Raw genomic sequence first — 23,126 nt, forward strand, 5'->3', positions numbered from 1 at the left:
GGAAATTGTCGCTAAAGCATCAAGGGCCGCACCTTCGGGTGCGGCCCTTTTTGTCTGGATTGCCAACCGGCGTCCGCGTCGTTCGAAAGCTCTAGAGCTTTTCCCGTTCCGATGGAATCGGAACGGGGCTCTAGATTCTTGTTTTGACGCGTTTTCTCCACGCGAACCGGTATCCACTTCGCTCGAAAACGCTCTAATAGGTCGAGCAGGTCGTCGGCATCGTGGCAGACGTCGGGGCGTAGAACACGCAAACCGACTGCCGCGGCCTTGTGAAGGCGACATCGGTGAGATTGATGCCGCTCTTGGCCATCACATAGCCGACCGTCGGAACGTATTTGTAGCTGACTTCGCTGAAGATCAGATATGTGCCCGCAACCAGCAGCGCCGCCGGAACGACGCTGGTCACGACATCACCCTGGCTGCGGCTCGAGGCCGTCAATGTGGCCTGGGTGGCGCCCGTGGCCATCACCCCCGCCTTGCTCCACTGGATCCGCGCGACCTTCGAGGCATCGACGTAGATTTCCGACAAGGTGACCTTGGTCGGCGTCGGATCGTACGGCGTCATGATGCCGACGCTGGCACTGAAGAAGTTCTGCAGGTCGGCATCCACCACCTGCGTCGACTGCGAGGTCAGGTCCGACGCGGCGCGCGCCATAAGCGTGACCTTGCGGTCGACCGCGACACCGGATGAAAACTCGACGGTGCCGAAGAACAGCACCAGCATCAGCGGCAGGACGAAAGCGAACTCGACGGCGGCAAGGCCCCGGCGGTCATTGCACAGGGCCACGACGGAGCGCAGCAAGGCCGCTGCCTGGGTTTTCATGACGTTGCTCATGAGCATGTCGCCCCGGCGGTCCCGGATGGCTCGTTCTTGAATGTCGCGGTCGCGGTCAGCAGCCGCTTGCCATTGGCGAGGTTGGCGACATTGAAGCCAAGCTTGGTGACGAACAGCGGCCACTGATAGAACAGCCGGACCACCACGACGTCGCCGTCCTTGCCGGGACACCATTTCATGGCCGGAATGAATGCGTTGTTGGAATCGATTGGAGGCGCGATGTTGACGCTGCTGAAGCCCGTCGCCGCGGGGTAGCTGCGCACGTCGACCGATATGCCGTTGGCGCAATCGAACAGCGGGTTGACCTGGCCGCAGACGAAGTCCTTGAACTGCTGCTGGGTATAGCTGGCGCCCTGCGCCTGACCGGTCATGATCATGCGCGCCGAATCCTGCGTCACCGTCTCCAGCACCTGGCTCGCAAAGAAGATCATCGCCACTTCGATGATCGCAAACAGCAGTCCGAAAAACAGCGGCGCGACCATCGCGAATTCGACCGCGGTCGCGCCACGGCGGTTTCGGCGAAAGCGATGGAGGAGGCGCGCGAAAGAATGAGCGGGCAGCGGCATCAACGACCCCGGATCAACATGGCGGCAACAACTACCCAAGACTCATTGTCGAAGTATTTCGCCGGATCGAGACAGGGCGACCCGATCCGTCAGGCCTTTCTTAACCATGTCGGATGAACCGCCTGCGGCAGGCGGCTGCGCCGGCGTGTGAAACGCCGGCGCGGACACGCGCTAGTTCTGCGGCTTCGCGGCCGCGCCCGAGCCGGAGGCCTGGCTGTTGAGCGAGCCGGCCTGGTCCATGGTCGACTTGAAGTAGGTCTCGCCGTCGCCGAGGGTGATGCGGCGCTGGCAGACCGGCATGCAGCTGTAGGTCTCACGATCGACGCCGCGATAGACGGTGACAAGCTGGTCGGTCGGACCTTCGACCTGGATCTGGCGATCCACCAGCACCTGGCCGGTGCGATCGAGTGCGATGAAGTTGGTCGCGCCGTAGCCCTTGCCGGTCACGACGACAACGCCGCCATTCTGCAGGGTGACGTCGGCGATCAGCGGATTGCCGACCACGATGGTGGAGATGCCGCCGGGCAGCTTGACGAGCTTGGCCTGATCGACATTGACCGCAATCCGGTCCGGATCCGGCGCGGCCGTTGCGAATGCGGGCCACAGCAGAACGGCTGCGGCCAGCGAGATGAATCCAATGCGCGCGACGGCGCCAATACGCTGGAATTGAAACGACATACCTTACCCCGGGACGTTAACAAGCCGGCAAAAGCGATACGCAGCGGACCGGCGCCCGACGTAGGCAAATCTGACGGCAATTCATTTAAGAAGAGCAAAAATCGACCGCTGAATTGCGCGGATGTCACGACTTCTGGAACGGATCGACCAACGGCCCGGTGATCCCGCGGAAAAACGCCCCCGCGGGGACCGCCGCCTAGCCGGCACCACGCACATGCACCACCACGCGATCGTCGGCGTAGAGGCGCTGCCATCCATCGATGTGATCGAGAAACTTGGAGGCGGGCGTTGCCGGATCGAGCATCACCGCATCGATTCTGTAGGTCTTGAGCAGGTCGAGGAAGCCGTTGACGTCCTTGAGCTGGAGCGCACGGTAATACGCCATCTCGAATTTCTCGCCGTAAAGCTCGGCACGGCCGTCGACGAACACCGGCACCTGGCGCCAGATCAGATAGCCGCCGAACTGCAGATCATTGAGCACGCGCTGCACGTTGTGCGCCTTCAGCGCGTCGACGGCGGCAGCGGGCGAATGGATCGTCGGCGGCGACATGTCCCGACGCGCCGCAATGAACCAGGTCGAGGCGCAGAGCGCGGCGATGAGCACCGCGGCCGGCGTGGCCTTCAGCCGGGCCACGCTTGCGGCACGCAGGCCGAACTGGGTTGCCACCGGCGTCAGCGCGGCCAGCGGCAACAACAGGGCGAAGAGCTCGAGATTCCTGACATGGGATAGCGCCATGTGCAGCAGGCCCAGCGCCAGGGCGATCCGCGGCAGCGGCAGCTTCACCCCGCAATAGAGCGCCCCCCCGATCAGGCCGAGAATGGTCAGCTCGAATGCATCGACGTGGCTGAAACTCGCCGGCATCCACTCCGTGATGAGATGCAGCAGTTCACCGAGGCTGAGAATTCTGAGCGAGGCGAGGATCGTTCCCCAGCCATAGGGCGTCACGCAGCACGCGGCCAGCGCGCCGAGGCCGAATGCGGCCCAGCGCAGCGCCAGCGGCAATCTTTGCGCCGGCGCGGCGTTCCACAGCGCATCGAGCGCGAAGGCGCCGGCCAGCACCAGGCCAAACAGAAAGCCGCCATGCAGATTGGCCCAGAGCGCGATCAACGGCAGCAGCCAGAACGAGGGGGCCTCGCGGCGTTCGCTGGCGACCATCATGCCGTTCGCCCAGACCATCATGATCGGCAGCGCAAGCACATGCGGACGGGCCAGCAGATGCGCGCATGTCAGCACCAGCGCCGCCAGCGCGATCAGGCTGGCGTAGATCGCCGGCAGCGCGCGGCTGAGGATGGCGGTGAGCAGCGCGAAGGTGGCGGCACCGCAGGCCGCGGCCAGCACCGCAGGCCCGGTCCACCCGGCAAGGTCGTAGGCCTTCGCGAACAGGACCTGCGCCAGCCACGACGACGACACCCAAGGCTCACCCGCTTTGGTGAAGGAATAGATATCGACCGACGGCAATGCGCGGTGGTCGAGGATCCACCGGCCGACGGCAATCTGCCAGTAGGTGTCGGAATCGGCGAGCAGCCTGTCGCCGACGACCAGCAGCAACGCATAGACGCCGCACGCCATCCAGAACCAGGCCGGGACTTCGGCGAACACCGAGGCCCGCGCCTGTGGGACGGTTGCGGTCTCAGCACTCATGCACGCGCGGTCCGGTCAATGACGGAACGGATAGGCCAGCTGTCCGCCGATTTCGGCCGGCACGCCCTGCTCGGCGTCGACGCCGTAATCATCCGGAAGCTTGCCTTCGGGCATGCGGAATGTCCCGAACAGAATGTCCCAGAGCGGAAACGTGCCGGCGAAATTGGTGTCGCCACCCTCCTCGAGCGCGGTGTGATGCCAGCGATGGAACACCGGCGTGGCGATCACATATTTGAACGGGCCGAGCGTCCAGTTCAGGTTGGCGTGCACGAAGGCGGAATGGAATGTGGTGAAGGGACCGACCCACAGCATGATGTTCGGCGAGATGCCGGCCATCAACAGGATCACATCGACCGAGATCGTGCCGATCAGCAGATTGACGGGATGGAAGCGCGCCGCCGAGATCCATTCGAGATCCTCGGAGGAATGATGAATGGCGTGGTACTTCCAGAAGCCGCCGCCGTGAAACATCCGGTGCAGCCAATACAGCATGAAGTCGGAGGCGACCAGGAAGATGATCGATTGCAGCCAGAGCGGCAGCTGCGCCAGCGGGCCGTGTCCGTTCTCGTAGAACGAGATCAGCTCGTCGGCACCGTGCACATCGAACACCGCGGCCGCGCCCACCACCAGCAGCCCGATCCGCAGCACGCGGGCGAATACCGGCACGAAGAACCAGTAGCAGATGTCCGTGACCAGCTCGCGCTTCTGCCACCACGGCTTGCCGGGATTGCAGGCCCAGAAGTGGGTCAGCACCGTGAAGAACAGCGCGAGGCCGATCGTGATCGGCACCACCCTCATCATCGTCTGGCCGAGCATCTCGATGACTTCGATCGGAAGGGTGGACATGGCAGCCTCATACTACGAAAGCCCCATGGGTATAGATGTGCGCTTAAGGAGCCGTGAATAGGCGCCGGACGCCGGGTCGCAGCAACAATCTGCAATTTGAGCGGACCGTTTAATGCCAAATTTACTGTGCGCAACATCAGCGGGTTCCCGCAGAGTTTATGCGATCAAATTAACTGCGCCGAAATCGTCCAACACTAGGGTGCCGCAATGGTCACGGTGCTGAGAACGCCGGCGAGACCAAATCTAGTTCGACCAGCCACGTGTACACAGGAGTGATTTTATGAAGAACCTCGTTTCGCGCTTCGTGAAGGACGAATCGGGCGCGACCGCCATCGAGTACGGCCTGATCGCCACCGGTATCGCCATCGCGATCATCGCTGCAGTCAACGGCGTCGGCACGAAGCTCTCGGGTACCTTCAACTCGATCTCGGGCTCGCTGAAGTAAGCCGGCTTCGACGAATTCGCATCAAAGGTCCCGGCAATCCCGGGACCTTTGCTATTTGTCGGGGGCCGATCGGCAGCCTCTGTTGAAGGTGCCGGCAATCCTTTTCCGATTGTTCACCATTGGCCGCTAGCGTCGGGTCTCGACCGCAGCTCCAGCTTGACGGCATGAATTCATGATCCTCGACATCGCACGCTTGATGCTGTTTCCGGCCCTGATGGCCTTTGCGGCGGCGAGCGATCTCCTGACCATGACGATCCCGAACCGGATTTCGCTGGCGCTGGTGGCGGGCTTCTTTGTCCTGGCGCCGCTGACCGGGATGGGCGTCCACGAGATCCTCACCCATGCCGGCGCAGGCGCGCTGGTTCTGGTGGTGGCGTTCGGCATGTTCGCGATGGGCTGGGTCGGCGGCGGAGACGCCAAGGTCGCGGCCGCCGCCAGCCTGTGGTTCGGGTTCGAGCACCTGCTGCCCTATCTGGTCTTTGCCTCGCTGTTCGGCGGTGCGCTGACCGTGCTCTTGCTGCAGCTGCGGCAATGGCCGCTGCCCTACCCGCTCGCGTCCCAGGCCTGGCTCAGCCGCCTGCACGACAAGCAGACCGGAATTCCCTACGGCATCGCACTCGCCCTTGGGGCCCTCCTGATCTATCCCGAGACGGACTGGATCAAGACGATCGATCTCGCGCACTTCGCCATGCGCTGAGAAAGCAGCGGTAACCGCCCGTTAAGGCGATTTAGATACGCCTCATTAACCATGCTTTGACGAATAGCTGGTCAACTCCCATCACGGCGGCGGCAGCGTCGCGGCGTCATGTGGAAAGTGAAGCGTAATGGATAAGGCCCGCATTCTGGTCCTGGCAATTGCAGGCTGCGCCGGCCTTGCGGCGCTTTATTTGGCGAGCGGAAGCGACGACAAGCCGGCGGCTCCTCCGCCAGTTGCGCAGCTGCCGACCGTCGACATCCTGGTCGCGCGTAGCGACATCGGCCTCGGCCAGGCAGTGAAGGCCGAAGATCTGCAGTGGCAGACCTGGCCGGCGGCGACCGCCAGCGCCAGCTTCATGCGCAAGGACAGCCACGCCGACGCCATCAAGGACGTCACCGGCTCGATCGCGCGCGCCCCGTTCATCCAGGGCGAGCCGATCCGCGAGCAGAAGCTCGTCAAGGCCGACGGAAGCGGCTTCATGGCCGCGATCCTGCCGACCGGCATGCGCGCGGTATCGACTGAAATCTCTCCCGAGACCGGTGCCGGCGGCTTCATCCTGCCGAACGACCGGGTCGACGTCCTGCTGTCGAAGCGGGACAAGAATCCCGACCGCAACGGCGCCGACATCGTCAATTCCGAGGTCATCCTGACCAATATCCGCGTCCTTGCGATCGACCAGGCGCCGAAGGAGAAGGACGGCACCAACGCACTGATCGGCAAGACGGTGACGCTGGAGCTGAAGCCTGACCAGACCGAGACGCTGGCGCGCGCGCGCCAGAGCGGCGTCCTGTCGCTGGCGCTGCGCAGCATCGCCGACAACAACGGGACCGACGTCAGGACCGAGGACAACCACCAGAGACGCGGTGAGACGATCAACGTCATCCGCTTTGGCGTTGCCAACCAGGCAACGATGCAGAAGTGACCATGAGGACACAGGTGATGAAGGGCGGGGCAACTCAACGGACGATGCGGGCCTTCATGGTCCGCGCATTGTCGTTCTCGGCCGTCGCGGCGCTCACGCTCAACCCGGCACTGACGCCGGTGGTGGCGGGCGACTACCGCACCGCTCCCGCCGCGGCCGACGGCCAGATGAATGCCCGCTTCCTCTCACTCGGCGTCGGCAAATCGGTGGTGATCGATCTGCCGAGGGACATCAAGGACGTGCTGGTCGCCGATCCCAAGATCGCCAATGCCGTGGTCCGCTCGGCGCAACGCGCCTACATCATCGGCGCGACGGTCGGCCAGACCAACATCGTGTTCTTCGACGCCGCCGGCCAGCAGATCGCGGCCTATGACATCGCGGTCAAGCGCGACCTCAACGGCGTGCGCGCGGCCCTGCGCGCAGCGCTGCCGAATGCCGATATCCAGATCGAGGGTGTCGGCGAGGGCGTCATGCTGACCGGAAACGCGGCGAGCCCGATCGAAGCGCAGCAGGCTGGCGAGATCGCCACGCGGCTGGTCGGCAGCGCCGACAAGGTCGTGAACTCCATCACGGTTCGCGGCCGCGACCAGGTGATGCTGAAGGTGACAGTCGCTGAAGTCTCGCGCAGCCTGATCAAGCAGCTCGGTATCGACCTCACCGCGAACCTCAACTACGGCACCACCGTGGTGAAGTTCACCAACAACAACCCGTTCACGGCGAACAACGCACCGCTGGTGCCCGGTAACGCCCTCACCACATCGTTCGGCGCCGCTCCATCGGTGTCGGCGACGCTACGCGCCATGGAAAGCGCAGGCGTGGTGCGGACGCTCGCCGAGCCGAACCTGACTGCGATCTCCGGCGAATCGGCGACCTTCATCTCGGGCGGCGAATTTCCAATTCCGACCGGCGTGACCTGTCAGACGACGACGGGAGGCGCGATCGGGAATTGCGTTCAGACCGTCAGCTTCAAGAAATTCGGCATTTCGCTCAACTTCACGCCCGTGGTGCTGACCGAGGGACGGATCAGCCTGCGCGTGATGACGGAAGTGTCGGAAGTCTCGACCGAGAACTCGCTGACCGGCGGCGCCGGCGGAACGACGATCCCCTCGATCAAGACCCGGCGCGCCGAGACCACGCTGGAAATTCCCTCGGGCGGCTCGATGGCGATGGCCGGCCTGATCCAGGACCAGACCAAGCAGGCGATCAATGGCCTTCCCGGGCTGGCATCGCTGCCGGTGCTCGGAACGCTGTTCCGCAGCCGGGACTTCGTCAACAACCAGACCGAAATGATGGTGCTGGTGACGCCCTATGTCGTTCGCGCGGTGGCGCAGAAGGACCTGTCGCGTCCGGATGACGGCTTCGCCAACGCGTCCGATCCGCAGGCCGACCTGCTCGGCAGCATCAATCGCGTCTACGGCGTGCCCGGCCGCACCGAGCCGGCGCGGAATTACCGCGGCACTTACGGCTTCATTACGGACTGAGGCGGACGATGACACAGACCACATCCAGGACATCCGCCGGTTACCAGCGCGGCATCGCTCTCGCCGGAGCGCTCGTCAGCCTCGCGATGACGCTGGGCGCCTGCCAGCACGCCGCCGACAACAGTTTCGCGATGGTGAACGCACCGGCCGACTATCGCCAGCGCCATCCGATCGCGGTCACCGAGGCTGATCGCTCGATCGTGGTCTTCGTCGGCCGCAGCCGCGGCGGCCTGACTGCGGAGCAGCGCGCCGAGGTGATGGGGATGGCGCAGGACTGGATGCGCGAAGGGACCGGCGCCGTCACCATCGACGTTCCCGCCGACACGCCGAACGCACGGACCGCCCAGGAATCGCTGCGCGAGATCCAGGCCACGTTCGCCGCCGCCGGCGTGCCGCCGCGCGGGATCCTCGTTCGCAAATACCATCCCGAGGATCCGCGCCAGATGCCCGCGATCCGCGTGAACTATCCAAAGATGAAAGCGGTCGCCGGGCCGTGCGGTCTCTGGCCGGAAGATCTCGGCCCGTCGATCCACAACGGGTCCTACATCGAGAACAAGCAGTACTACAATTTCGGCTGCGCCAATCAGCGCAACCTCGCAGCCATGGTCGAAGACCCGACCGACCTCGTGCAGCCGCGCGCGGAGACCCCTGCCTATACGTCGCGTCGTAACATCGCCTTCGACAAGTATCGCAAGGGCACCACCACCGCCACGAGTTATCCCGAGTCCGACAGGGCCAAGCTAAGCGACACAGGAAAATGATCACCTACGCGCAGCAAAACTCCGAAGAGCAGACGGACGCCCCGCCGCAGGCCGTGGACGACCATATTGCTCCGGCGCCACGGGTTTCGGTCCAGGCGTTCTGCGAAACGGTCGAGACCGCTGCCGCCGTGCAGTCGGCGGGCGAGGATCGCCGGCTGGCCAAGGCTCACCTCAAGATCCAGATGGGCGGCATGGCGGCCGCCATCGAGGCCTATCGCTCGGCGCCGACGCCCAACGTCATCATCCTCGAGACCGAGGGCCGCGGCGACATCCTGGCCGGCCTCGATCAGCTCGCAACAGTGTGCGACGCCGGCACCCGTGTGGTCGTGATCGGCCGCGTCAACGATGTGACGCTGTATCGCGAGCTGGTGCGCCGCGGCGTCAGCGACTACGTGATCGCGCCGGCCCATGCGATCGACGTGGTGCGCGCGGTCTGCAACCTGTTCTCCGCGCCAGAAGCCAAGGCGGTCGGCCGCATCGTCGCCGTCGTCGGTGCCAAGGGCGGTGTCGGCGCCTCGACCATCGCCCACAACGTCGCCTGGGCGATTGCCCGCGATCTGGCGCTCGATTCCGTGGTCGCCGACCTCGACCTCGCCTTCGGCACCGCCGGCCTCAACTACAACCAGGATCCCGCGCAGGGCATCGCCGACGCCGTGTTCTCGCCGGACCGCGTCGATACCGCCTTCGTCGACCGCCTGCTGTCGAAATGCACCGACCATCTGAGCCTGCTGGCGGCGCCGGCGACGCTCGACAAGGTCTACGATTTCGGCGCCGAGGCGTTCGATGCGATCTTCGATACGCTGCGGACCACGATGCCCTGCATCGTGCTCGACGTGCCGCATCAATGGTCCGGCTGGACCAAGCGCGCGTTGATCGCGGCCGACGACATCCTGATCGTGGCGGCGCCCGACCTCGCCAATCTGCGCAATGCCAAGAACATGTTCGACCTGCTGAAGGCCTCGCGGCCCAACGACCGCGCGCCGCTGTACTGCCTCAACCAGGTCGGCGTGCCGAAGCGTCCCGAGATCGCGGCCGGCGAGTTCGCCAAGGCGATCGAAAGCCAGCCGATCGCCGCCATCCCGTTCGATCCGCAGATCTTCGGTTCGGCCGCCAATAACGGCCAGATGATCGCCGAGATTTCCGCCAATCACCGCGCGGTCGAGATGTTTCTGCAGATGGCGCAGCGGCTGACAGGCCGCGGCGAGACCAAGAAGCCGAGGGGGTCCTTCCTGTCGCCCCTGCTCGAAAAGCTGCGGTCCAAATAGTGGTCCGCGTGGAGTCAAGACGTCGTGTTTGGTAAGCGTAGCGGAAACGATGGGGACGTGCGGGCACCCAAGCCCGCGTTTCAGACGCCGGAGCCTGCCGGCACGCCGGCGATGTCGCGCGAGTCCGTCGCACCGGCGATCTCGTCGCCGCCGCTGGCGCCTAGCAAGCCACCGCCTGCCCCCGCCGTCGAAGCCCGCCGCTCGGACAACTACTACCAGGTCAAGGCGACGATCTTCGGCGCCCTGATCGAGGCGATCGACCTTGCCCAGCTCGCCAAGCTGGACAGCGAATCGGCGCGCGAGGAAATCCGCGACATCGTCAACGAAATCATCGCGATCAAGAACATCGTGATGTCGATCGCCGAGCAGGAGGAGCTGCTCGACGACATCTGCAACGACGTGCTCGGCTACGGCCCGCTGGAGCCGCTGCTGTCACGCGACGACATCGCCGACATCATGGTCAACGGCGCAGGCACCGTGTTCATCGAAGTCGCCGGCAAGATCCAGCGCACCGGCATCCGCTTTCGCGACAACCAGCAGCTGCTCAACATCTGCCAGCGCATCGTCAGCCAGGTCGGCCGGCGCGTCGACGAATCCTCGCCGATCTGCGACGCCCGCCTCGCCGACGGTTCGCGCGTCAACGCCATCGTGCCGCCGCTGGCGATCGACGGGCCCGCGCTCACCATCCGCAAATTCAAGAAGGACAAGCTGACGCTGGAGCAGCTGGTCAAGTTCGGCGCGATCACCCCCGAAGGGGCGACCATCCTGCAGATCATCGGCCGCGTCCGCTGCAACGTGATCATCTCCGGCGGCACCGGCTCGGGCAAGACCACGCTGCTGAACTGCCTGACCAACTATATCGAGCACGACGAACGCATCATCACCTGCGAAGACGCAGCCGAGCTTCAGCTGCAGCAGCCGCATGTGGTGCGGCTGGAAACCCGGCCGCCGAACATCGAGGGCGAGGGCCAGGTGACGATGCGCGAACTGGTCCGCAACTGCCTGCGTATGCGCCCGGAGCGCATCATCGTCGGCGAAGTCCGCGGACCCGAAGCGTTCGACCTGTTGCAGGCCATGAACACCGGCCACGACGGCTCGATGGGCACGCTGCACGCCAACAATCCGCGCGAAGCACTGTCGCGTTGCGAATCCATGATCACCATGGGCGGCTTCGCGCTTCCGTCTCGCACCATTCGCGAGATGATCTGCGCCTCGGTCGACATCATCGTGCAGGCCGCGCGCCTGCGCGACGGTTCGCGCCGCATCACCCACATCACCGAGGTGATGGGCATGGAAGGCGATACCATCATCACCCAGGATGTCTTCCTCTACGACGTGGTCGGAGAAGACGCCAACGGCAAGATCATCGGCAAGCACCGCTCGACCGGCATCGGCCGGCCGCGCTTCTGGGAACGTGCGCGCTACTACAATGAAGAGAAGCGGCTTGCGGCGGCGCTGGATGCCTCCGACGCGCCGGCGCCGGTCTAGGGGAACGCAGGATGCAGATGCAAACTCTGGCTCTCGCCTTCCTCGCCGCCACGACGGTGGGCGGCATCGCCTGGGTCTTCCTGTATCCCTACCTTTCGGGGGAGAAGAAGGCCGAGTCGCGGCGCGCGTCGGTGGCGCGCAGCGAACCCACGACGACACGAAACGCAGACCGCACGCAACGCTCCCGCCGCGAGCAGGTCGAAGGATCGTTGAAGGAGCTCGAGGCGCGGCGGCAGAAGGACAAGAGGGTCCCGCTCGGCGTGCGGATCTCGCAGGCCGGACTGGGGTGGTCGGAGCAGAAGTTCTGGATGATTTCCGGCGCTCTCGGCCTGTTCGGGTTCGGCGCGGCGTTCCTGGCCGGCGGCGGCATGCTCGGCGCGGCCGGCATCGGCTTTGCCATGGGTCTCGGCGCGCCGCGCTGGCTGCTCGGCTTCCTGAAGAAGCGGCGGGAAAAGGCGTTCCTGAAGGCGCTGCCTGACGCCGTCGACGTCATCGTGCGCGGCATCAAGGCCGGCCTGCCGCTGTTCGAATCGCTCAAGGCGGTCGTCAACGACGCGCCGGAGCCGCTGCGCAGCGAATTTCTCGCCATCATCGAGACCCAGGCAATCGGCATGCCGCTCGGCGAAGCCTGTTCCCGGCTCTACGAGCGGATGCCGCTGCCGGAGGCCAACTTCTTCGGCATCGTGATCGCGATCCAGCAGAAGTCCGGCGGCAATTTGTCGGAAGCGCTCGGCAACCTGTCGAGGGTGCTGCGCGACCGCAAGAAGATGGCCGAGAAGATCCAGGCGATGTCGATGGAAGCGAAGGCCTCCGCCGCCATCATCGGCTCACTGCCGCCGATCGTGATGATCCTCGTGTTCCTGACGACGCCGGACTACATCGCCCTGCTGTGGACGAATTCGATGGGCCAGCTCATGCTGGTCGCCTGCGCGATCTGGATGTCGATGGGCGTGCTGGTGATGAAGAAGATGATCAATTTCGATTTCTGACGGTGCAGCATGATTGATTTTCTGGTCGCCAAGCTCCACGACGTCAGGTTCATGACCATGCTGCTTGCCTTCTTCGCGGCAAGCGCGACGGTCTACACGCTGGTGATGCCGCTGCTCGCCGGCGGCGATCTCAACAAGCGCATGAAGGCGGTCGCCAGCGAGCGCGAGCGTCTGCGGCAGCGCGAGCGCGAACGTCTGTCCAAGACCGAGAAGGTGGCGCTGCGGCAGTCGCCGAAGCAGGTCGTCTCCCGGGTGGTGGACGATCTCAACCTCACCAAATGGCTGGCCCAGGAAGCGGCGCTCGAGAAGCTGGTGATGGCGGGCTATCGCGGCCACGCTCCCTACGTCACCTTCCTGTTCGCCCGCGCGGTGACGCCGATCGTGATGCTGCTCGGCGCGATCATCTATACGTTCTTCATTGCCGGCGCGAACTGGTCGCTCACGCTCAAGATCGGCATTTGCGTGGGCGCGGCCTATGCCGGCCTGCAGGCGCCGATGCTGTTCCTGAAGAACGCGATCGCCAAGCGCCAGCTCCAGATCAAGCGCGCCTTCCCGGATTCGCTCGATCTGCTGCTGATCTGCATCGAGTCGGGCATGTCGGTCGAGGTCGCGTTCCGGAAAGTGGCCAACGAGATCGCCGGGCAATCGGTCGCGCTGTCGGAGGAATTTGCGCTGACGACCGCGGAACTGTCCTATTTGCAGGATCGCAAGACCGCCTACGAGAACCTGGCGCGCCGCACCGGCCTCGAAGGCGTGAAGTCGGTGTGCATGGCCTTGCAGCAATCCGAACGCTACGGCACGCCGCTCGGCCAGAGCTTGCGCGTGATGGCGCAGGAAAACCGCGACATGCGGATGAACGAGGCCGAGAAGAAGGCCGCAGCACTGCCGCCGAAGCTGACGGTGCCGATGATCCTGTTCTTCCTGCCCTGCCTGTTCATCGTGATCCTCGGGCCGTCCTACATCAAGATCGCCACGATGCACTGAGTTGCCTCGCTTGCGCCGGCTGCCTCTCTCCTTCCCCCTGAAAGGGGGAAGGTCGGGATGGGGGTCGGCCGCAGACGCCGCTCCTCGTGGAGAGATGATCCCCACCCCGCTTTGCTCTCACGAGCAAAGCGACCTCCCCTTTTCAAGGGGAGGTTTGGAGTATGCATAGCCCAAATGACGGTCTGTCTTCTCCTTCCCTGAAAGGGGGAAGGTCGGGATGGGGGTCGGCCGCAGACGCCGGTGCGCATGGAGAGATGATCCCACCCGCTTTGCTCTCACGAGCAAAGCGACCTCCCCTTTTCAAGGGGAGGTGGAGCTGCCGCGTTTGGTTTAGTCGTCCTTGGCGACGACGGGCGCCGCTCGCGACGCGGTCCGCGGCCCGTCCTTGCGGTTCAGCATGTCGCGGAGATAGGCGACGTTGGCCGCGGCCTCATCCGACGGCAGGTCGGCCTTGACGATTGTTTCCGCCTCCGCGAAGCGGCCCTGCAGGCCGACGACCAGCGCAAGGTTCTGCCGGATCCGGGTGTCGGCGCGAGCACTGGCATAGGCCTGGCGCAGCGTCTCTTCCGCCTTCGGCAAATCCTTGGTCAGCATGTAGGACAGGCCGAGATTGGACAGCACCGACGGCTCGTCCGGAGCCAGCCTGAGCGCACTGGCGTAATAGCGCCGCGCCTCCTCGTGCCGGTTCATCTTGTCGAGCGTGGTGCCCTGCACCGACAGTATCCGCCAGTCCGGATTGTCCGGGCTGTGCGCGCGGCTCAGCACGTCGAATGCAGCCTGCGAATTGCCGTTGTCAGCCAGTGCGCGGCCGTAGGCGGCGAGCAGCGCCTTGTTGCCGGGATTGGCGATCGTGGCCTGCTCGAGCACGGCGCAGGCCTGCGAGCGCTGGCCGGTCATGCGCAGGGCCTGGCCGTAGGCGACCGCGGCGGCGACATCCTTGGGATTCTTGCGATAGCGCTCGCCATAGGCCTCGACGGCCCGGCGCGAATCATCGGGCGTGGGATCGGAGCGCGACGTGATCGATCCCGCCACGTCGGACATGGTCTGGCAACCGCCAAGCCCTGCGGCCAGGGCCGCCAGAAGGGCTGCGGAAGCGAGATGCCGGGTCAGATTGGACTGTCGACACATGGCACTGTGACTCACGAAATCGGGCGAACGGTTCCAGCCGAGCGTGCCAGCAATAGACTGTTAACCCTAACGTCTGGTTAACTGCCTGCGCCGGCAGCCAACGCTCCGGTTCCAGCCCTGCACGTCGCGTGAACCGTTGGGGCGCTACCACCCGCGGCGAAAGCCGTGTAGTAGCCCACCAACGACGCCAGAACAGCCGAGAGCCGCATGCCATCCGTGTTCGAGACCGCGCCCACGACCGCCGCCACGCCGATCACCTTCGTCACCAAGGCGACATGGGATGCGATTCAGGGCGAGCTGCCGGCGCCGGCGCGCCAGTTCGCGGCGGCCAATGGCTTTGCGGTCAAGCCCGGCAAATTGCTCGTCCTGCCGGCGGCAGACGGCGGCATCGCGCAGGTGCTGTTCGGTCTCGAGGACGCCGACCACAAGGCGCGCGATCCGTTCCGGCCCGGCGCCCTGCCCGGCCTGCTGCCGCCGGGCGTCTACCGCTTCGCCAATGCACCGCACGACACCAGACTTGCCGCGCTCGCCTTCGCGCTCGGCTGCTATCGCTTCGGCCGCTATCGCACCAACAAGGCTCCCGAAGTCCGACTGGTGCCGCCCGACGGCGTCGACACGGCGGAGATCGCCCGGATGGCGGATGCCGCGGCGCTGGCGCGCGACCTCATCAACACGCCGTCCAACGACATGGGACCGGCCGAGCTCGCCGAGGTGGCGCGCGACCTCGCGACGCGGTTCGGTGCGGCCTTCAATTGCGTCGATGGCGACGAGCTCGCGCAGAACTTCCCGCTGATCCACGCCGTCGGCATGGCGTCGACGCGGTCGCCGCGGCTGATCGAGCTGAGCTGGGGCGACCCCGCCCATCCGAAGGTGACGCTGGTCGGCAAGGGCGTCTGCTTCGACACCGGCGGGCTCGATCTCAAGCCTTCGAGCGGCATGCTCATCATGAAGAAGGACATGGGCGGTGCCGCCAATGTGCTGGCGCTGGCCCAGATGGTGATGGACGCGAAGCTCAAGCTGCGGCTGCGCGTGCTGATCCCGGCGGTCGAGAACGCGGTTGCCGGCAACGCGTTCCGCCCGCTCGACATCTTCAAGTCGCGCAAGGGCATCACCGTCGAGATCGGCAACACCGACGCCGAAGGGCGGCTGGTGCTCGCCGACGCGCTGGCGCTCGCCGACGAGGAGACGCCCGATCTTTTGGTCGATCTGGGCACGCTGACCGGCGCCGCGCGGGTGGCGCTGGGCCCGGATCTGCCGCCGTTCTACACCAATGACGAGGCGCTTGCCGGCGACGTCGCATCCTGTGCGAGGAGCGAGAACGACCCGTTGTGGCGGATGCCGCTGTGGCCGGCCTACGACGCCTGGCTCGACTCCAAGACCGCCGACATCACCAACGCACCGTCAGGCGGTTTCGCGGGCTCGATCACCTGCGCGCTGTTCCTGCAGCGCTTCGTCGAGCACGCGAGGAGCTGGCTGCACGTCGACATCTACGGCTGGACGCCGTCGGCAAAGCCCGGCCGTCCCGAAGGCGGCGAGTGCCAGGCGGCGCGCGCGATCTACAAATTGCTGAGCCAGCGCTATGCATAACCCCCGTCTGACACCGGCCCGCGACGACCTCGCGGCGAAGTATCTGGAGGGCAAGGTCCAGGCGTTGCGCTTCGTCGAAGGCGAAGTGCTCGAGGTCGGCGACGCCATCGCGCCGCTACGCCAGGCGCCGGCGAGCGATGCCGAACAGATGACGCAGGCGCTCCGGGGCGAGCGCGTCACGGTGTACGATCGCAACGGCGAAGGCTGGGCCTGGGGCCAGCTCGCCGATGACGGCTATGTCGGCTGGATTCCCGAGGCCGCGCTGGCCAAGCCCGGCGCCGCCCCGACGCACAAGGTCACGGCGCTGCGCACGCTGGCGTTTCCGGGCCCGTCGATCAAGCTGCCGCCGGTCGAGGCACTGGCGATGGGGACAAAGCTCGCCATCGTCCGCGAGGACGGTGCGTTCGCGGTGACCCGCGAGGGCTGGCATCTGCCACGCCGGCATCTCGCGCCGCTCGACACGATGGCAGGTGATTTCGTTGCGATCGCCGAGCAATTCGTCGGCTCACCCTATCTGTGGGGCGGCAAATCGAGCCTCGGGATCGATTGCTCTGGCCTGGTGCAGATCGCGCTGACCGCCGCCGGCACCGGCTGCCCGCGCGACAGCGACATGCAGCAGGAAAGCCTCGGCCGCGAATTGACGGTCGCGGAATCCAAGCAGCCGCAGCGCGGCGACCTGATGTTCTGGAAGGGCCATGTCGCCATCGTGCGCGACGCGACAACGATCGTGCACGCCAACGCGCATCACATGGCAACGGTGGTGGAGAACACGCAGGCTGCGATCGCGCGGATCAAGACCGCCGGCAGCGAAGTCCTGGCGATCAAGCGGCTTTGAGCAATATACATTCCCGTCATCCTGAGGAGCGCGAAGCGCGTCTCGAAGGATGGACGGCCCCAGTCCGGCCACGCCACCCTTCGAGGCTCGCCCAGCGGCGCAATTGCGCCGCAAGGCTCGCACCTCCAGCGACAACGGCAAAGCCGTTGCGCGGGGATGACGTGGAACGACGAAGATGCCTACGTCGCTACCGCCCCGTCGCCGGCCGCTTCGATGCGGAACGCGGCGGCGAACAGCGCGCGGGTGTAGTCGCTCTTCGGATTCTTGAACAGCTCGGAGGCCGGTCCCTCCTCCTCCACCTTGCCCGATTTCATCACGATCAGATGGCTCGCCAGCGAGGCGACCACACGCAGATCGTGCGAGATGAACATGTAGGTGAGGTCGCGCTTGCGCTGCAGGTCGCGCAACAGGTCGACCATCTGGGCCTGCAGCAGCATGTCGAGCGCGCTGGTCGGCTCGTCCAGCACGACGAAGTTCGGCTCCAGCACGACCGCGCGCGCGATCGAGATGCGCTGGCGCTGGCCGCCGGAGAATTCGTGCGGATAGCGGAAGCGCCAGTCCGGATCGAGCCCGACATCCTTCATTGCCTTGATCACCCGCGCCTCGCGCTCCTCGCGCGACAGCTGCTTCTGGTGCACCTCAAGGCCCTCGGCAATGATGTCGGCCACCGACATGCGCGGGCTGAGCGAGCCGAACGGGTCCTGGAACACGATCTGCATGTCGCGGCGGAACGGCCGCATCTGCTTGAAGCGCAGGCCCTGGATGTCGTTGCCGAGGAAAACGATCGGACCATCGGACGAAATCAGCCGGAGCAGCGCGAGCCCGAGTGTGGTCTTGCCGGAGCCGGATTCGCCGACCACGCCGAGCGTCTCGCCCTTGCGCACCGCGAGGCTGACGCCATCGACCGCCTTGATGTGGCCGACGGTCGAGCGCAACAGCCCGCGCCTGATCGGAAACCAGACCTTGAGATTGTCCGCCGACATCACGACCGCTGCGCCCGGCTGCGGCGGCGCCGGATCGGGCTTCGGCTCGGCCGCGAGCAGCGCCTGGGTATAGGCGTGCTTCGGCGCGGTGAAGACCTGCTCGACCGGCCCCTGCTCGACGATCTTGCCGTTGTTCATCACGCAGACCGTGTCGGCGATGCGGCGGACGATGCCGAGGTCGTGGGTGATGAACAACAGGCTCATGCCGAGCCGCGCGCGGATCTCGGCCAGCAGCGCCAGGATCTGCGCCTGCACGGTGACGTCAAGCGCGGTGGTCGGCTCGTCCGCGATCAACAGATCGGGCTCGTTGGCGAGCGCCATCGCGATCATCACGCGTTGGCGCTGGCCGCCGGACAATTGGTGCGGATAGCTCTTGAGCCGGGTCTCCGGCTCGGGGATGCCGACCTGGCCCAATAGCTCCAGCGTCCGCGCCCGCGCCGCCGCGCCACTGACGCCCCTGTGCAGGGACAGGATCTCGCCGATCTGGGTCTCGATGGTCTGGAGCGGATTGAGCGAGGTCATCGGCTCCTGGAAGATGATCGAGATGTCGTTGCCGCGAACCTCGCGCATCTGCTGATCGGACGCGGTCAGGAGGTCGCGGCCGCGGAAGCGGATCGCGCCTGAGGGATGCGAGGCCGTCGGATAGGGCAGCAGCTTCAGCACCGACAGCGCGCTGACGGATTTTCCCGAACCGGATTCACCGACCAGCGCGACGCACTCGCCGCGCTTGATCGAGAATGAGATGCCGTCGACCGCAAGCGAGCGGCCGAAAGCGACCGAGAGGTCGCGGACATCGAGCAAAGGCTGGTTGATCGCGTCCATGCCTCAGCCCTTCGAGAACGTCTTGCGTGGATCGAAGGCGTCGCGCGCGGCTTCGCCGATGAAGATCAGGAGCGACAGCATGATCGCGACCGAGAAGAAGCCGGTGAGGCCGAGCCACGGCGCCTGCACGTTGGCCTTGCCCTGCGACAGCAACTCGCCGAGCGAGGGCGAGCCGGGCGGCAGGCCGAAGCCGAGGAAATCCAGCGCCGTCAGCGTCATCACCGAGGACGAGACGATGAAGGGCAGGAAGGTCATGGTCGCGACCATCGCGTTCGGCAGCAGATGGCGGAACATGATCACGCCGTTGGAGACGCCAAGCGCGCGCGCCGCCTGGATGTATTCGAAATTGCGGCCGCGCAGGAACTCGGCGCGCACCAGCCCGACCAGCGAGACCCAGGAGAATAGCAGGAGGATGCCGAGCAGGATGAAGAAGCCCGGCGGCAGCACCGCCGAGATGATCAGCAGCAGATAGAGCGAGGGGATCGCGGTCCAGATCTCGATCAGCCGCTGGAAGATGAGATCGGTCCAGCCGCCGAAATAGCCCTGCACGCCGCCCGCGGCGATGCCGATGATCGAGGACAGGATGGTCAGCGTCAGGCCGAACAGCACCGAGATGCGGAAGCCGTAGATCAGCCGCGCGACCACGTCGCGGCCCTGATCGTCGGTGCCGAGCCAGTTGTATTCGAGGTCGCGGCAGCCGGTCAGGCCCTTGCGCTTCACCACGTCCTTGCACTGCTCTTCGGTCAACAGCCAGGTCGGCTTCGACGGCACCGCCGTCGGCGGGTCGAGGTTGCGGCTGTCGTAGGAGTAGCGGATCGGCGGCCAGATCATGCTGCCGCCCTTGGCGGCGATCTGCTTCTGCAAATAGGGATCGCGATAATCGGCCGCGGTCTCGAAGTCGCCGCCGAACGTGGTCTCGGCGTAGGTGAAGATCACCGGCCAGTACAGGCGGCCATCATATTTGACCATCAGCGGCTTGTCGTTGGCGATGAAATTGGCGAACAGCGACGCCACGAACAGCACGAGGAAGATCCAGAACGACCAGTAGCCGCGGCGATTGGCCTTGAAGTTCTGCCAGCGTCGCTTGTTCAGCGGCGACGGCGAAAAGGCGTGGTGCGTGGCGGGCACCGCTTCGCCGAGCGGCGATTGCGTCGTGGTCTCGACCGGCTGGGGCGCGAGCATCGTCATCAGACCTCCCGCGCTTCGAAGTCGATCCTGGGATCGATCCACATATAGGCGAGATCGGAGAGCAGATTGACCACCAGTCCGACCAGCGAGAAGATGAACAACGTCCCGAACACCACCGGATAGTCGCGGTTCAACACGCTCTCGAAGCCAAGCAGGCCGAGCCCGTCGAGCGAGAAGATGGTTTCGATCAAGAGCGAGCCGGAGAAGAACGCGTGAATGAACGCGCCCGGGAAGCCTGCGATCACGATCAGCATGGCGTTGCGGAAGATGTGGCCGTACAGCACCTGGCGCTCGCTGCAACCCTTGGCGCGCGCGGTCATCACATATTGCTTGCGTATCTCGTCGAGAAACGAATTCTTGGTCAGCAGGGTCATGGTGGCGAAGGCGCCGAGCGCCATCGACACCAGCGGCAGCGTCAGGTGCCAGAAATAGTCGATAATCTTCCAGTACCAGGGGAATTGCGCCCAGCCGTCCGAGGTCAGGCCGCGCAGCGGGAAGATGTTGAGGAATGAGCCGCCGGCAAACAGCACGATCAGGAGGATCGCGAACAGGAAGCCCGGGATCGCAAAGCCGATGATGATCACCGCCGAGGTCCAGGTATCGAACCGCGAGCCGTCCTGCACCGCCTTGCGGATGCCGAGCGGGATCGAGATAAGATAGGTCAGCAGCGTCATCCAGATGCCGAGCGACATCGAGACCGGCAGCTTCTCCTTGATCAACTGCAGCACGCTGACACTGCGGAAATAGCTGTTGCCGAAATCGAACCGCGCGAAGTTCCAGACCATCAGCGCGAACCGCTCCGGCGCCGGCTTGTCGAAGCCGAACTGCACCTCGAGCTTCTTGATGAAATCCGGGTCGAGCCCCTGCGCGCCGCGGTATTTCGAGTTGATGGCCGCGCCTGCGCCCGCGCCCTGGCCGCGCTGCGCGCCGAAATCGCCGCCGCCTCCCGACACGCGCGATGTGCCGCCGGTGTCGGCGCCGTTGATCTGCGCGATGACGCGCTCGACCGGACCGCCGGGAGCAAACTGCACGACCACGAAGGAGACGAACAGGATGCCAAGCAGCGTCGGCAGCATCAGGAAGATACGTCGGGCGATATAGGCGCTCATCGGCTACTTCGCCTGCTCGAGCTTCGCGGCCTTGGCCGCATCATACCACCAGTTGTCGGGCGCGCCGACGCCCGCATATTTCGCCGGCTTCTCCGGATGCCCGAACTGGTCCCAATAGGCGACACGGTGCTTGTTAGAATACCATTGTGGCACCCAATAGCGGCCGGCACGGAAGACGCGATCGAGCGCGCGGCAGGCAAAGGTTAAGTCCGCCCGCGTCTCGGCAGCGATAGCTTTTTCGATCAATGCGTCGATCGCCGGGTTGGCAACGCCCGCCAGATTGTAGGAGCCCTTGGTAGTCGCAGCCTGGGACGAGAAGTAAGGCCTCAGGCTGTCACCCGGCGTCGCCGACATGGATATACGCTGGGTCGTCACCTCAAAATCGAAAGCCTCAACACGCGCACGATACTGCACTGCGTCGATCTGCCTGATGTTGGCATCGATGCCAAGCGGCTTGAGATTCTTGATGAAGCTGGCGTGATGCGGCTGGAAAGTCGGCTCATCTAGCAGGAACTCGATCGTAAGCGGGTCGCCGTTAGGCAATCGCCGCTTGCCATCCTTGACGACGCATCCTGCATCGTTGAGCAACTGCGTCGCCTTTCGCAGCAATGCGCGGTCCTGTCCCGATCCATCCGACACCGGCGGCACAAAGGGCTCGCCGAACACCTCATCCGGCACTTGGCCGCGGAATGGTTCGAGCAGTTTCAATTCCTCGGGCGAAGGTAGTCCACTAGCCACCATGTCCGAATTCTGGAAAGGCGAGACGCTGCGCGCGTAAGCGTCGTACATGATGGTCTTGTTGGTCCATTCGAAATCGAAGGCATAGATTAGCGCTTCGCGAACGCGCGGGTCTTTGAACTTGTCGAGACGGGTGTTAATGAACCAACCCTGCCCACCGGACGGTGTTTCGTCCGGCAATGTCTCGCGCTTGACCCGCCCGTCCTTGATAGCCGGGAAATCGTACCGCGTCGCCCAGACACGGGACGTGAATTCCTCGCGAAACAGATAATTTTTGCCTGTGAAGCCTTCGAACGCGACATCGCGATCACGGTAGAACTCGTAGCGCACGGTGTCGAAATTGTAACTGCCGCGATTGACCGGCAAGTCGGCTGCCCACCAATCCTTGAGGCGGTTATACTCGACGTAACGATTGACCTCGAACTTGCCGACCATGTACGGCCCGGAGCCCAGCGGAACTTCGAGCGTGGACTCATCAAACTGCCGCTTCGCGTAATAGGCCTTCGAGAAGATCGGCAGACCCGCAACATAAAGCGGCACGTCGCGCGCGCGATTAGGCGCGAAGGTCACGATCACGGTGCCGTCGTCGGGCGCCTCGGCCTTCACGAAATCGCGCAGTTGCACCACGATCAACGGATGCCCCTTCTCCTTCAGCGTATTGAGCGAGAACGCGACATCCTGCGCAGTCAGTTTCGAGCCGTCGTGAAAGCGAGCCTCGGGCCGCATCGTGAAGCGGTAGGTGAGCTTGTCGGGAGAAATCGAGACCGATCTTGCGGCCAGGCCGTACATCGCGTCAGGCTCATCACCCGCGCGTGCCATCAACGAATCGAAGGTCATCTCCATGCCCTTCGCGCCTTCACCCTTGAGGATGAACGCGTTGAACGAACTGAACGTAAAGAAGGACTGGTTGTAGGCACGGGTCGAAGGGATCATTGAGAACGCCCCGCCCTTCGGCGCCTTCGGATTGACGTAGTCGAAGATCTTGAAATCCGCCGGATATTTCAGGTCGCCGAACACCGACATGCCGTGCATCTCGGTTCCGTTGTCGGCCACTGCCGGCGCAGCACGCAAGCCTGCAGCACTCAACGCACCGATGCCGAGACCGAGTGCGTGCCGACGGGAGAATAGCGCCATGCG

General features: G+C 64.8%; 21 protein-coding genes. 11 read left to right on the plus strand and 10 right to left on the minus strand.

The annotated features are described in order from the left end of the window. Window positions 1-193 precede the first annotated feature (193 nt). From J2R78_RS12735 to J2R78_RS12755, 5 genes are all read right to left on the minus strand, one after another. The gene (locus tag J2R78_RS12735; RefSeq protein WP_225645084.1) at window positions 194-823 is read right to left on the minus strand and encodes a TadE/TadG family type IV pilus assembly protein; all 630 of its coding nucleotides are present in this window, start codon (window positions 821-823) and stop codon (window positions 194-196) included. An 8-nt stretch (window positions 824-831) separates the two neighbouring features. Continuing rightward, complete coding sequence (locus tag J2R78_RS12740; protein WP_092086614.1) at window positions 832-1,401, minus strand: TadE/TadG family type IV pilus assembly protein; 570 nt, start codon at window positions 1,399-1,401, stop codon at window positions 832-834. Window positions 1,402-1,572: 171 nt separating this feature from the next. Further along, complete coding sequence (locus J2R78_RS12745; protein WP_057016118.1) at window positions 1,573-2,079, minus strand: pilus assembly protein N-terminal domain-containing protein; 507 nt, start codon at window positions 2,077-2,079, stop codon at window positions 1,573-1,575. 196 nt (window positions 2,080-2,275) lie between these two features. Next, the gene (locus J2R78_RS12750) at window positions 2,276-3,721 is read right to left on the minus strand and encodes a hypothetical protein (RefSeq protein ID WP_253604712.1); all 1,446 of its coding nucleotides are present in this window, start codon (window positions 3,719-3,721) and stop codon (window positions 2,276-2,278) included. A 15-nt stretch (window positions 3,722-3,736) separates the two neighbouring features. Further along, window positions 3,737-4,567: a sterol desaturase family protein gene (locus tag J2R78_RS12755; RefSeq protein WP_026192176.1), complete on the minus strand. Its 831-nt coding sequence runs from the start codon at window positions 4,565-4,567 to the stop codon at window positions 3,737-3,739. A 280-nt stretch (window positions 4,568-4,847) separates the two neighbouring features. On the opposite strand from J2R78_RS12755, the gene J2R78_RS12760 reads away from it, so the two are divergent. The 9 genes from J2R78_RS12760 to J2R78_RS12800 all read left to right on the plus strand — a co-directional run bounded on the left by J2R78_RS12760 (window position 4,848) and on the right by J2R78_RS12800 (window position 13,599). After that, entirely contained in the window at window positions 4,848-5,012 is a 165-nt protein-coding gene (locus tag J2R78_RS12760; protein ID WP_016842642.1) for a Flp family type IVb pilin, read from the plus strand. A gap of 172 nt (window positions 5,013-5,184) precedes the next feature. Continuing rightward, window positions 5,185-5,709 (plus strand): prepilin peptidase, encoded by a 525-nt coding sequence (locus J2R78_RS12765; RefSeq protein ID WP_028334676.1) that lies wholly within the window; start codon window positions 5,185-5,187, stop codon window positions 5,707-5,709. Between the two features lie 127 nt (window positions 5,710-5,836). Continuing rightward, entirely contained in the window at window positions 5,837-6,631 is a 795-nt protein-coding gene (gene cpaB, locus J2R78_RS12770) for a Flp pilus assembly protein CpaB (protein ID WP_225161339.1), read from the plus strand. Between the two features lie 2 nt (window positions 6,632-6,633). After that, window positions 6,634-8,112, plus strand: coding sequence for a type II and III secretion system protein family protein (locus J2R78_RS12775; protein ID WP_253609811.1), 1,479 nt, complete (start codon window positions 6,634-6,636; stop codon window positions 8,110-8,112). 8 nt (window positions 8,113-8,120) lie between these two features. Further along, window positions 8,121-8,873, plus strand: a complete 753-nt coding sequence (locus tag J2R78_RS12780; protein WP_057016115.1) for a CpaD family pilus assembly protein — start codon at window positions 8,121-8,123, stop codon at window positions 8,871-8,873. Then, a complete protein-coding gene (locus J2R78_RS12785) occupies window positions 8,870-10,138 on the plus strand; it encodes an AAA family ATPase (protein WP_018269598.1) in 1,269 nt (422 codons plus the stop codon). The genes J2R78_RS12780 and J2R78_RS12785 overlap by 4 nt, the downstream gene beginning before the upstream one ends. Window positions 10,139-10,162: 24 nt before the next feature. Next, window positions 10,163-11,626, plus strand: coding sequence for a CpaF family protein (locus J2R78_RS12790; protein ID WP_253604713.1), 1,464 nt, complete (start codon window positions 10,163-10,165; stop codon window positions 11,624-11,626). A gap of 11 nt (window positions 11,627-11,637) precedes the next feature. Continuing rightward, complete coding sequence (locus J2R78_RS12795) at window positions 11,638-12,615, plus strand: type II secretion system F family protein (protein ID WP_092086635.1); 978 nt, start codon at window positions 11,638-11,640, stop codon at window positions 12,613-12,615. Between the two features lie 9 nt (window positions 12,616-12,624). Then, window positions 12,625-13,599: a type II secretion system F family protein gene (locus J2R78_RS12800; protein WP_225161343.1), complete on the plus strand. Its 975-nt coding sequence runs from the start codon at window positions 12,625-12,627 to the stop codon at window positions 13,597-13,599. Window positions 13,600-13,929: 330 nt separating this feature from the next. On the opposite strand, the gene J2R78_RS12805 is transcribed toward J2R78_RS12800, so the two are convergent. Next, a complete protein-coding gene (locus J2R78_RS12805; RefSeq protein ID WP_253604714.1) occupies window positions 13,930-14,727 on the minus strand; it encodes a tetratricopeptide repeat protein in 798 nt (265 codons plus the stop codon). A 207-nt stretch (window positions 14,728-14,934) separates the two neighbouring features. On the opposite strand from J2R78_RS12805, the gene J2R78_RS12810 reads away from it, so the two are divergent. Next, entirely contained in the window at window positions 14,935-16,314 is a 1,380-nt protein-coding gene (locus J2R78_RS12810; protein WP_253604715.1) for a M17 family metallopeptidase, read from the plus strand. Continuing rightward, a complete protein-coding gene (locus J2R78_RS12815; RefSeq protein ID WP_253604716.1) occupies window positions 16,307-17,149 on the plus strand; it encodes a C40 family peptidase in 843 nt (280 codons plus the stop codon). Before J2R78_RS12810 ends, J2R78_RS12815 begins: the two co-directional genes overlap by 8 nt. 179 nt (window positions 17,150-17,328) lie before the next feature. On the opposite strand, the gene J2R78_RS12820 is transcribed toward J2R78_RS12815, so the two are convergent. The 4 genes from J2R78_RS12820 to J2R78_RS12835 are packed head-to-tail and all read right to left on the minus strand — an operon-like array spanning window position 17,329 to window position 23,123. Continuing rightward, a complete protein-coding gene (locus tag J2R78_RS12820; protein ID WP_253604717.1) occupies window positions 17,329-18,954 on the minus strand; it encodes an ABC transporter ATP-binding protein in 1,626 nt (541 codons plus the stop codon). A 3-nt stretch (window positions 18,955-18,957) separates the two neighbouring features. After that, window positions 18,958-20,142 (minus strand): ABC transporter permease, encoded by a 1,185-nt coding sequence (locus J2R78_RS12825; RefSeq protein ID WP_253604719.1) that lies wholly within the window; start codon window positions 20,140-20,142, stop codon window positions 18,958-18,960. Then, on the minus strand, window positions 20,142-21,251 hold the full coding sequence (locus tag J2R78_RS12830) for a microcin C ABC transporter permease YejB (protein WP_016842625.1): 1,110 nt from the start codon (window positions 21,249-21,251) through the stop codon (window positions 20,142-20,144). Before J2R78_RS12830 ends, J2R78_RS12825 begins: the two co-directional genes overlap by 1 nt. A 3-nt stretch (window positions 21,252-21,254) precedes the next feature. Continuing rightward, window positions 21,255-23,123 (minus strand): extracellular solute-binding protein, encoded by a 1,869-nt coding sequence (locus J2R78_RS12835; protein ID WP_253609812.1) that lies wholly within the window; start codon window positions 23,121-23,123, stop codon window positions 21,255-21,257. Window positions 23,124-23,126: the final 3 nt, after the last annotated feature.

Origin of the sequence: Bradyrhizobium sp. USDA 4538 (assembly GCF_024171045.1) — a bacterium.
GTDB lineage: Bacteria > Pseudomonadota > Alphaproteobacteria > Rhizobiales > Xanthobacteraceae > Bradyrhizobium > Bradyrhizobium australafricanum.

Excerpts from the sequence above, each read along its gene's own strand:
- J2R78_RS12735 (WP_225645084.1), bottom strand. The coding sequence starts at position 823 with ATGAAAACCCAGGCAGCGGCCTTGCTGCGCTCCGTCGTGGCCCTGTGC.
- J2R78_RS12740 (WP_092086614.1), bottom strand. The coding sequence starts at position 1,401 with ATGCCGCTGCCCGCTCATTCTTTCGCGCGCCTCCTCCATCGCTTTCGC.
- J2R78_RS12745 (WP_057016118.1), bottom strand. The coding sequence starts at position 2,079 with ATGTCGTTTCAATTCCAGCGTATTGGCGCCGTCGCGCGCATTGGATTC.
- J2R78_RS12750 (WP_253604712.1), bottom strand. The coding sequence starts at position 3,721 with ATGAGTGCTGAGACCGCAACCGTCCCACAGGCGCGGGCCTCGGTGTTC.
- J2R78_RS12755 (WP_026192176.1), bottom strand. The coding sequence starts at position 4,567 with ATGTCCACCCTTCCGATCGAAGTCATCGAGATGCTCGGCCAGACGATG.
- J2R78_RS12760 (WP_016842642.1), top strand. The coding sequence starts at position 4,848 with ATGAAGAACCTCGTTTCGCGCTTCGTGAAGGACGAATCGGGCGCGACC.
- J2R78_RS12765 (WP_028334676.1), top strand. The coding sequence starts at position 5,185 with ATGATCCTCGACATCGCACGCTTGATGCTGTTTCCGGCCCTGATGGCC.
- cpaB (WP_225161339.1), top strand. The coding sequence starts at position 5,837 with ATGGATAAGGCCCGCATTCTGGTCCTGGCAATTGCAGGCTGCGCCGGC.
- J2R78_RS12775 (WP_253609811.1), top strand. The coding sequence starts at position 6,634 with ATGAGGACACAGGTGATGAAGGGCGGGGCAACTCAACGGACGATGCGG.
- J2R78_RS12780 (WP_057016115.1), top strand. The coding sequence starts at position 8,121 with ATGACACAGACCACATCCAGGACATCCGCCGGTTACCAGCGCGGCATC.
- J2R78_RS12785 (WP_018269598.1), top strand. The coding sequence starts at position 8,870 with ATGATCACCTACGCGCAGCAAAACTCCGAAGAGCAGACGGACGCCCCG.
- J2R78_RS12795 (WP_092086635.1), top strand. The coding sequence starts at position 11,638 with ATGCAGATGCAAACTCTGGCTCTCGCCTTCCTCGCCGCCACGACGGTG.
- J2R78_RS12800 (WP_225161343.1), top strand. The coding sequence starts at position 12,625 with ATGATTGATTTTCTGGTCGCCAAGCTCCACGACGTCAGGTTCATGACC.
- J2R78_RS12805 (WP_253604714.1), bottom strand. The coding sequence starts at position 14,727 with ATGTGTCGACAGTCCAATCTGACCCGGCATCTCGCTTCCGCAGCCCTT.
- J2R78_RS12810 (WP_253604715.1), top strand. The coding sequence starts at position 14,935 with ATGCCATCCGTGTTCGAGACCGCGCCCACGACCGCCGCCACGCCGATC.
- J2R78_RS12815 (WP_253604716.1), top strand. The coding sequence starts at position 16,307 with ATGCATAACCCCCGTCTGACACCGGCCCGCGACGACCTCGCGGCGAAG.
- J2R78_RS12820 (WP_253604717.1), bottom strand. The coding sequence starts at position 18,954 with ATGGACGCGATCAACCAGCCTTTGCTCGATGTCCGCGACCTCTCGGTC.
- J2R78_RS12825 (WP_253604719.1), bottom strand. The coding sequence starts at position 20,142 with ATGACGATGCTCGCGCCCCAGCCGGTCGAGACCACGACGCAATCGCCG.
- J2R78_RS12830 (WP_016842625.1), bottom strand. The coding sequence starts at position 21,251 with ATGAGCGCCTATATCGCCCGACGTATCTTCCTGATGCTGCCGACGCTG.
- J2R78_RS12835 (WP_253609812.1), bottom strand. The coding sequence starts at position 23,123 with ATGGCGCTATTCTCCCGTCGGCACGCACTCGGTCTCGGCATCGGTGCG.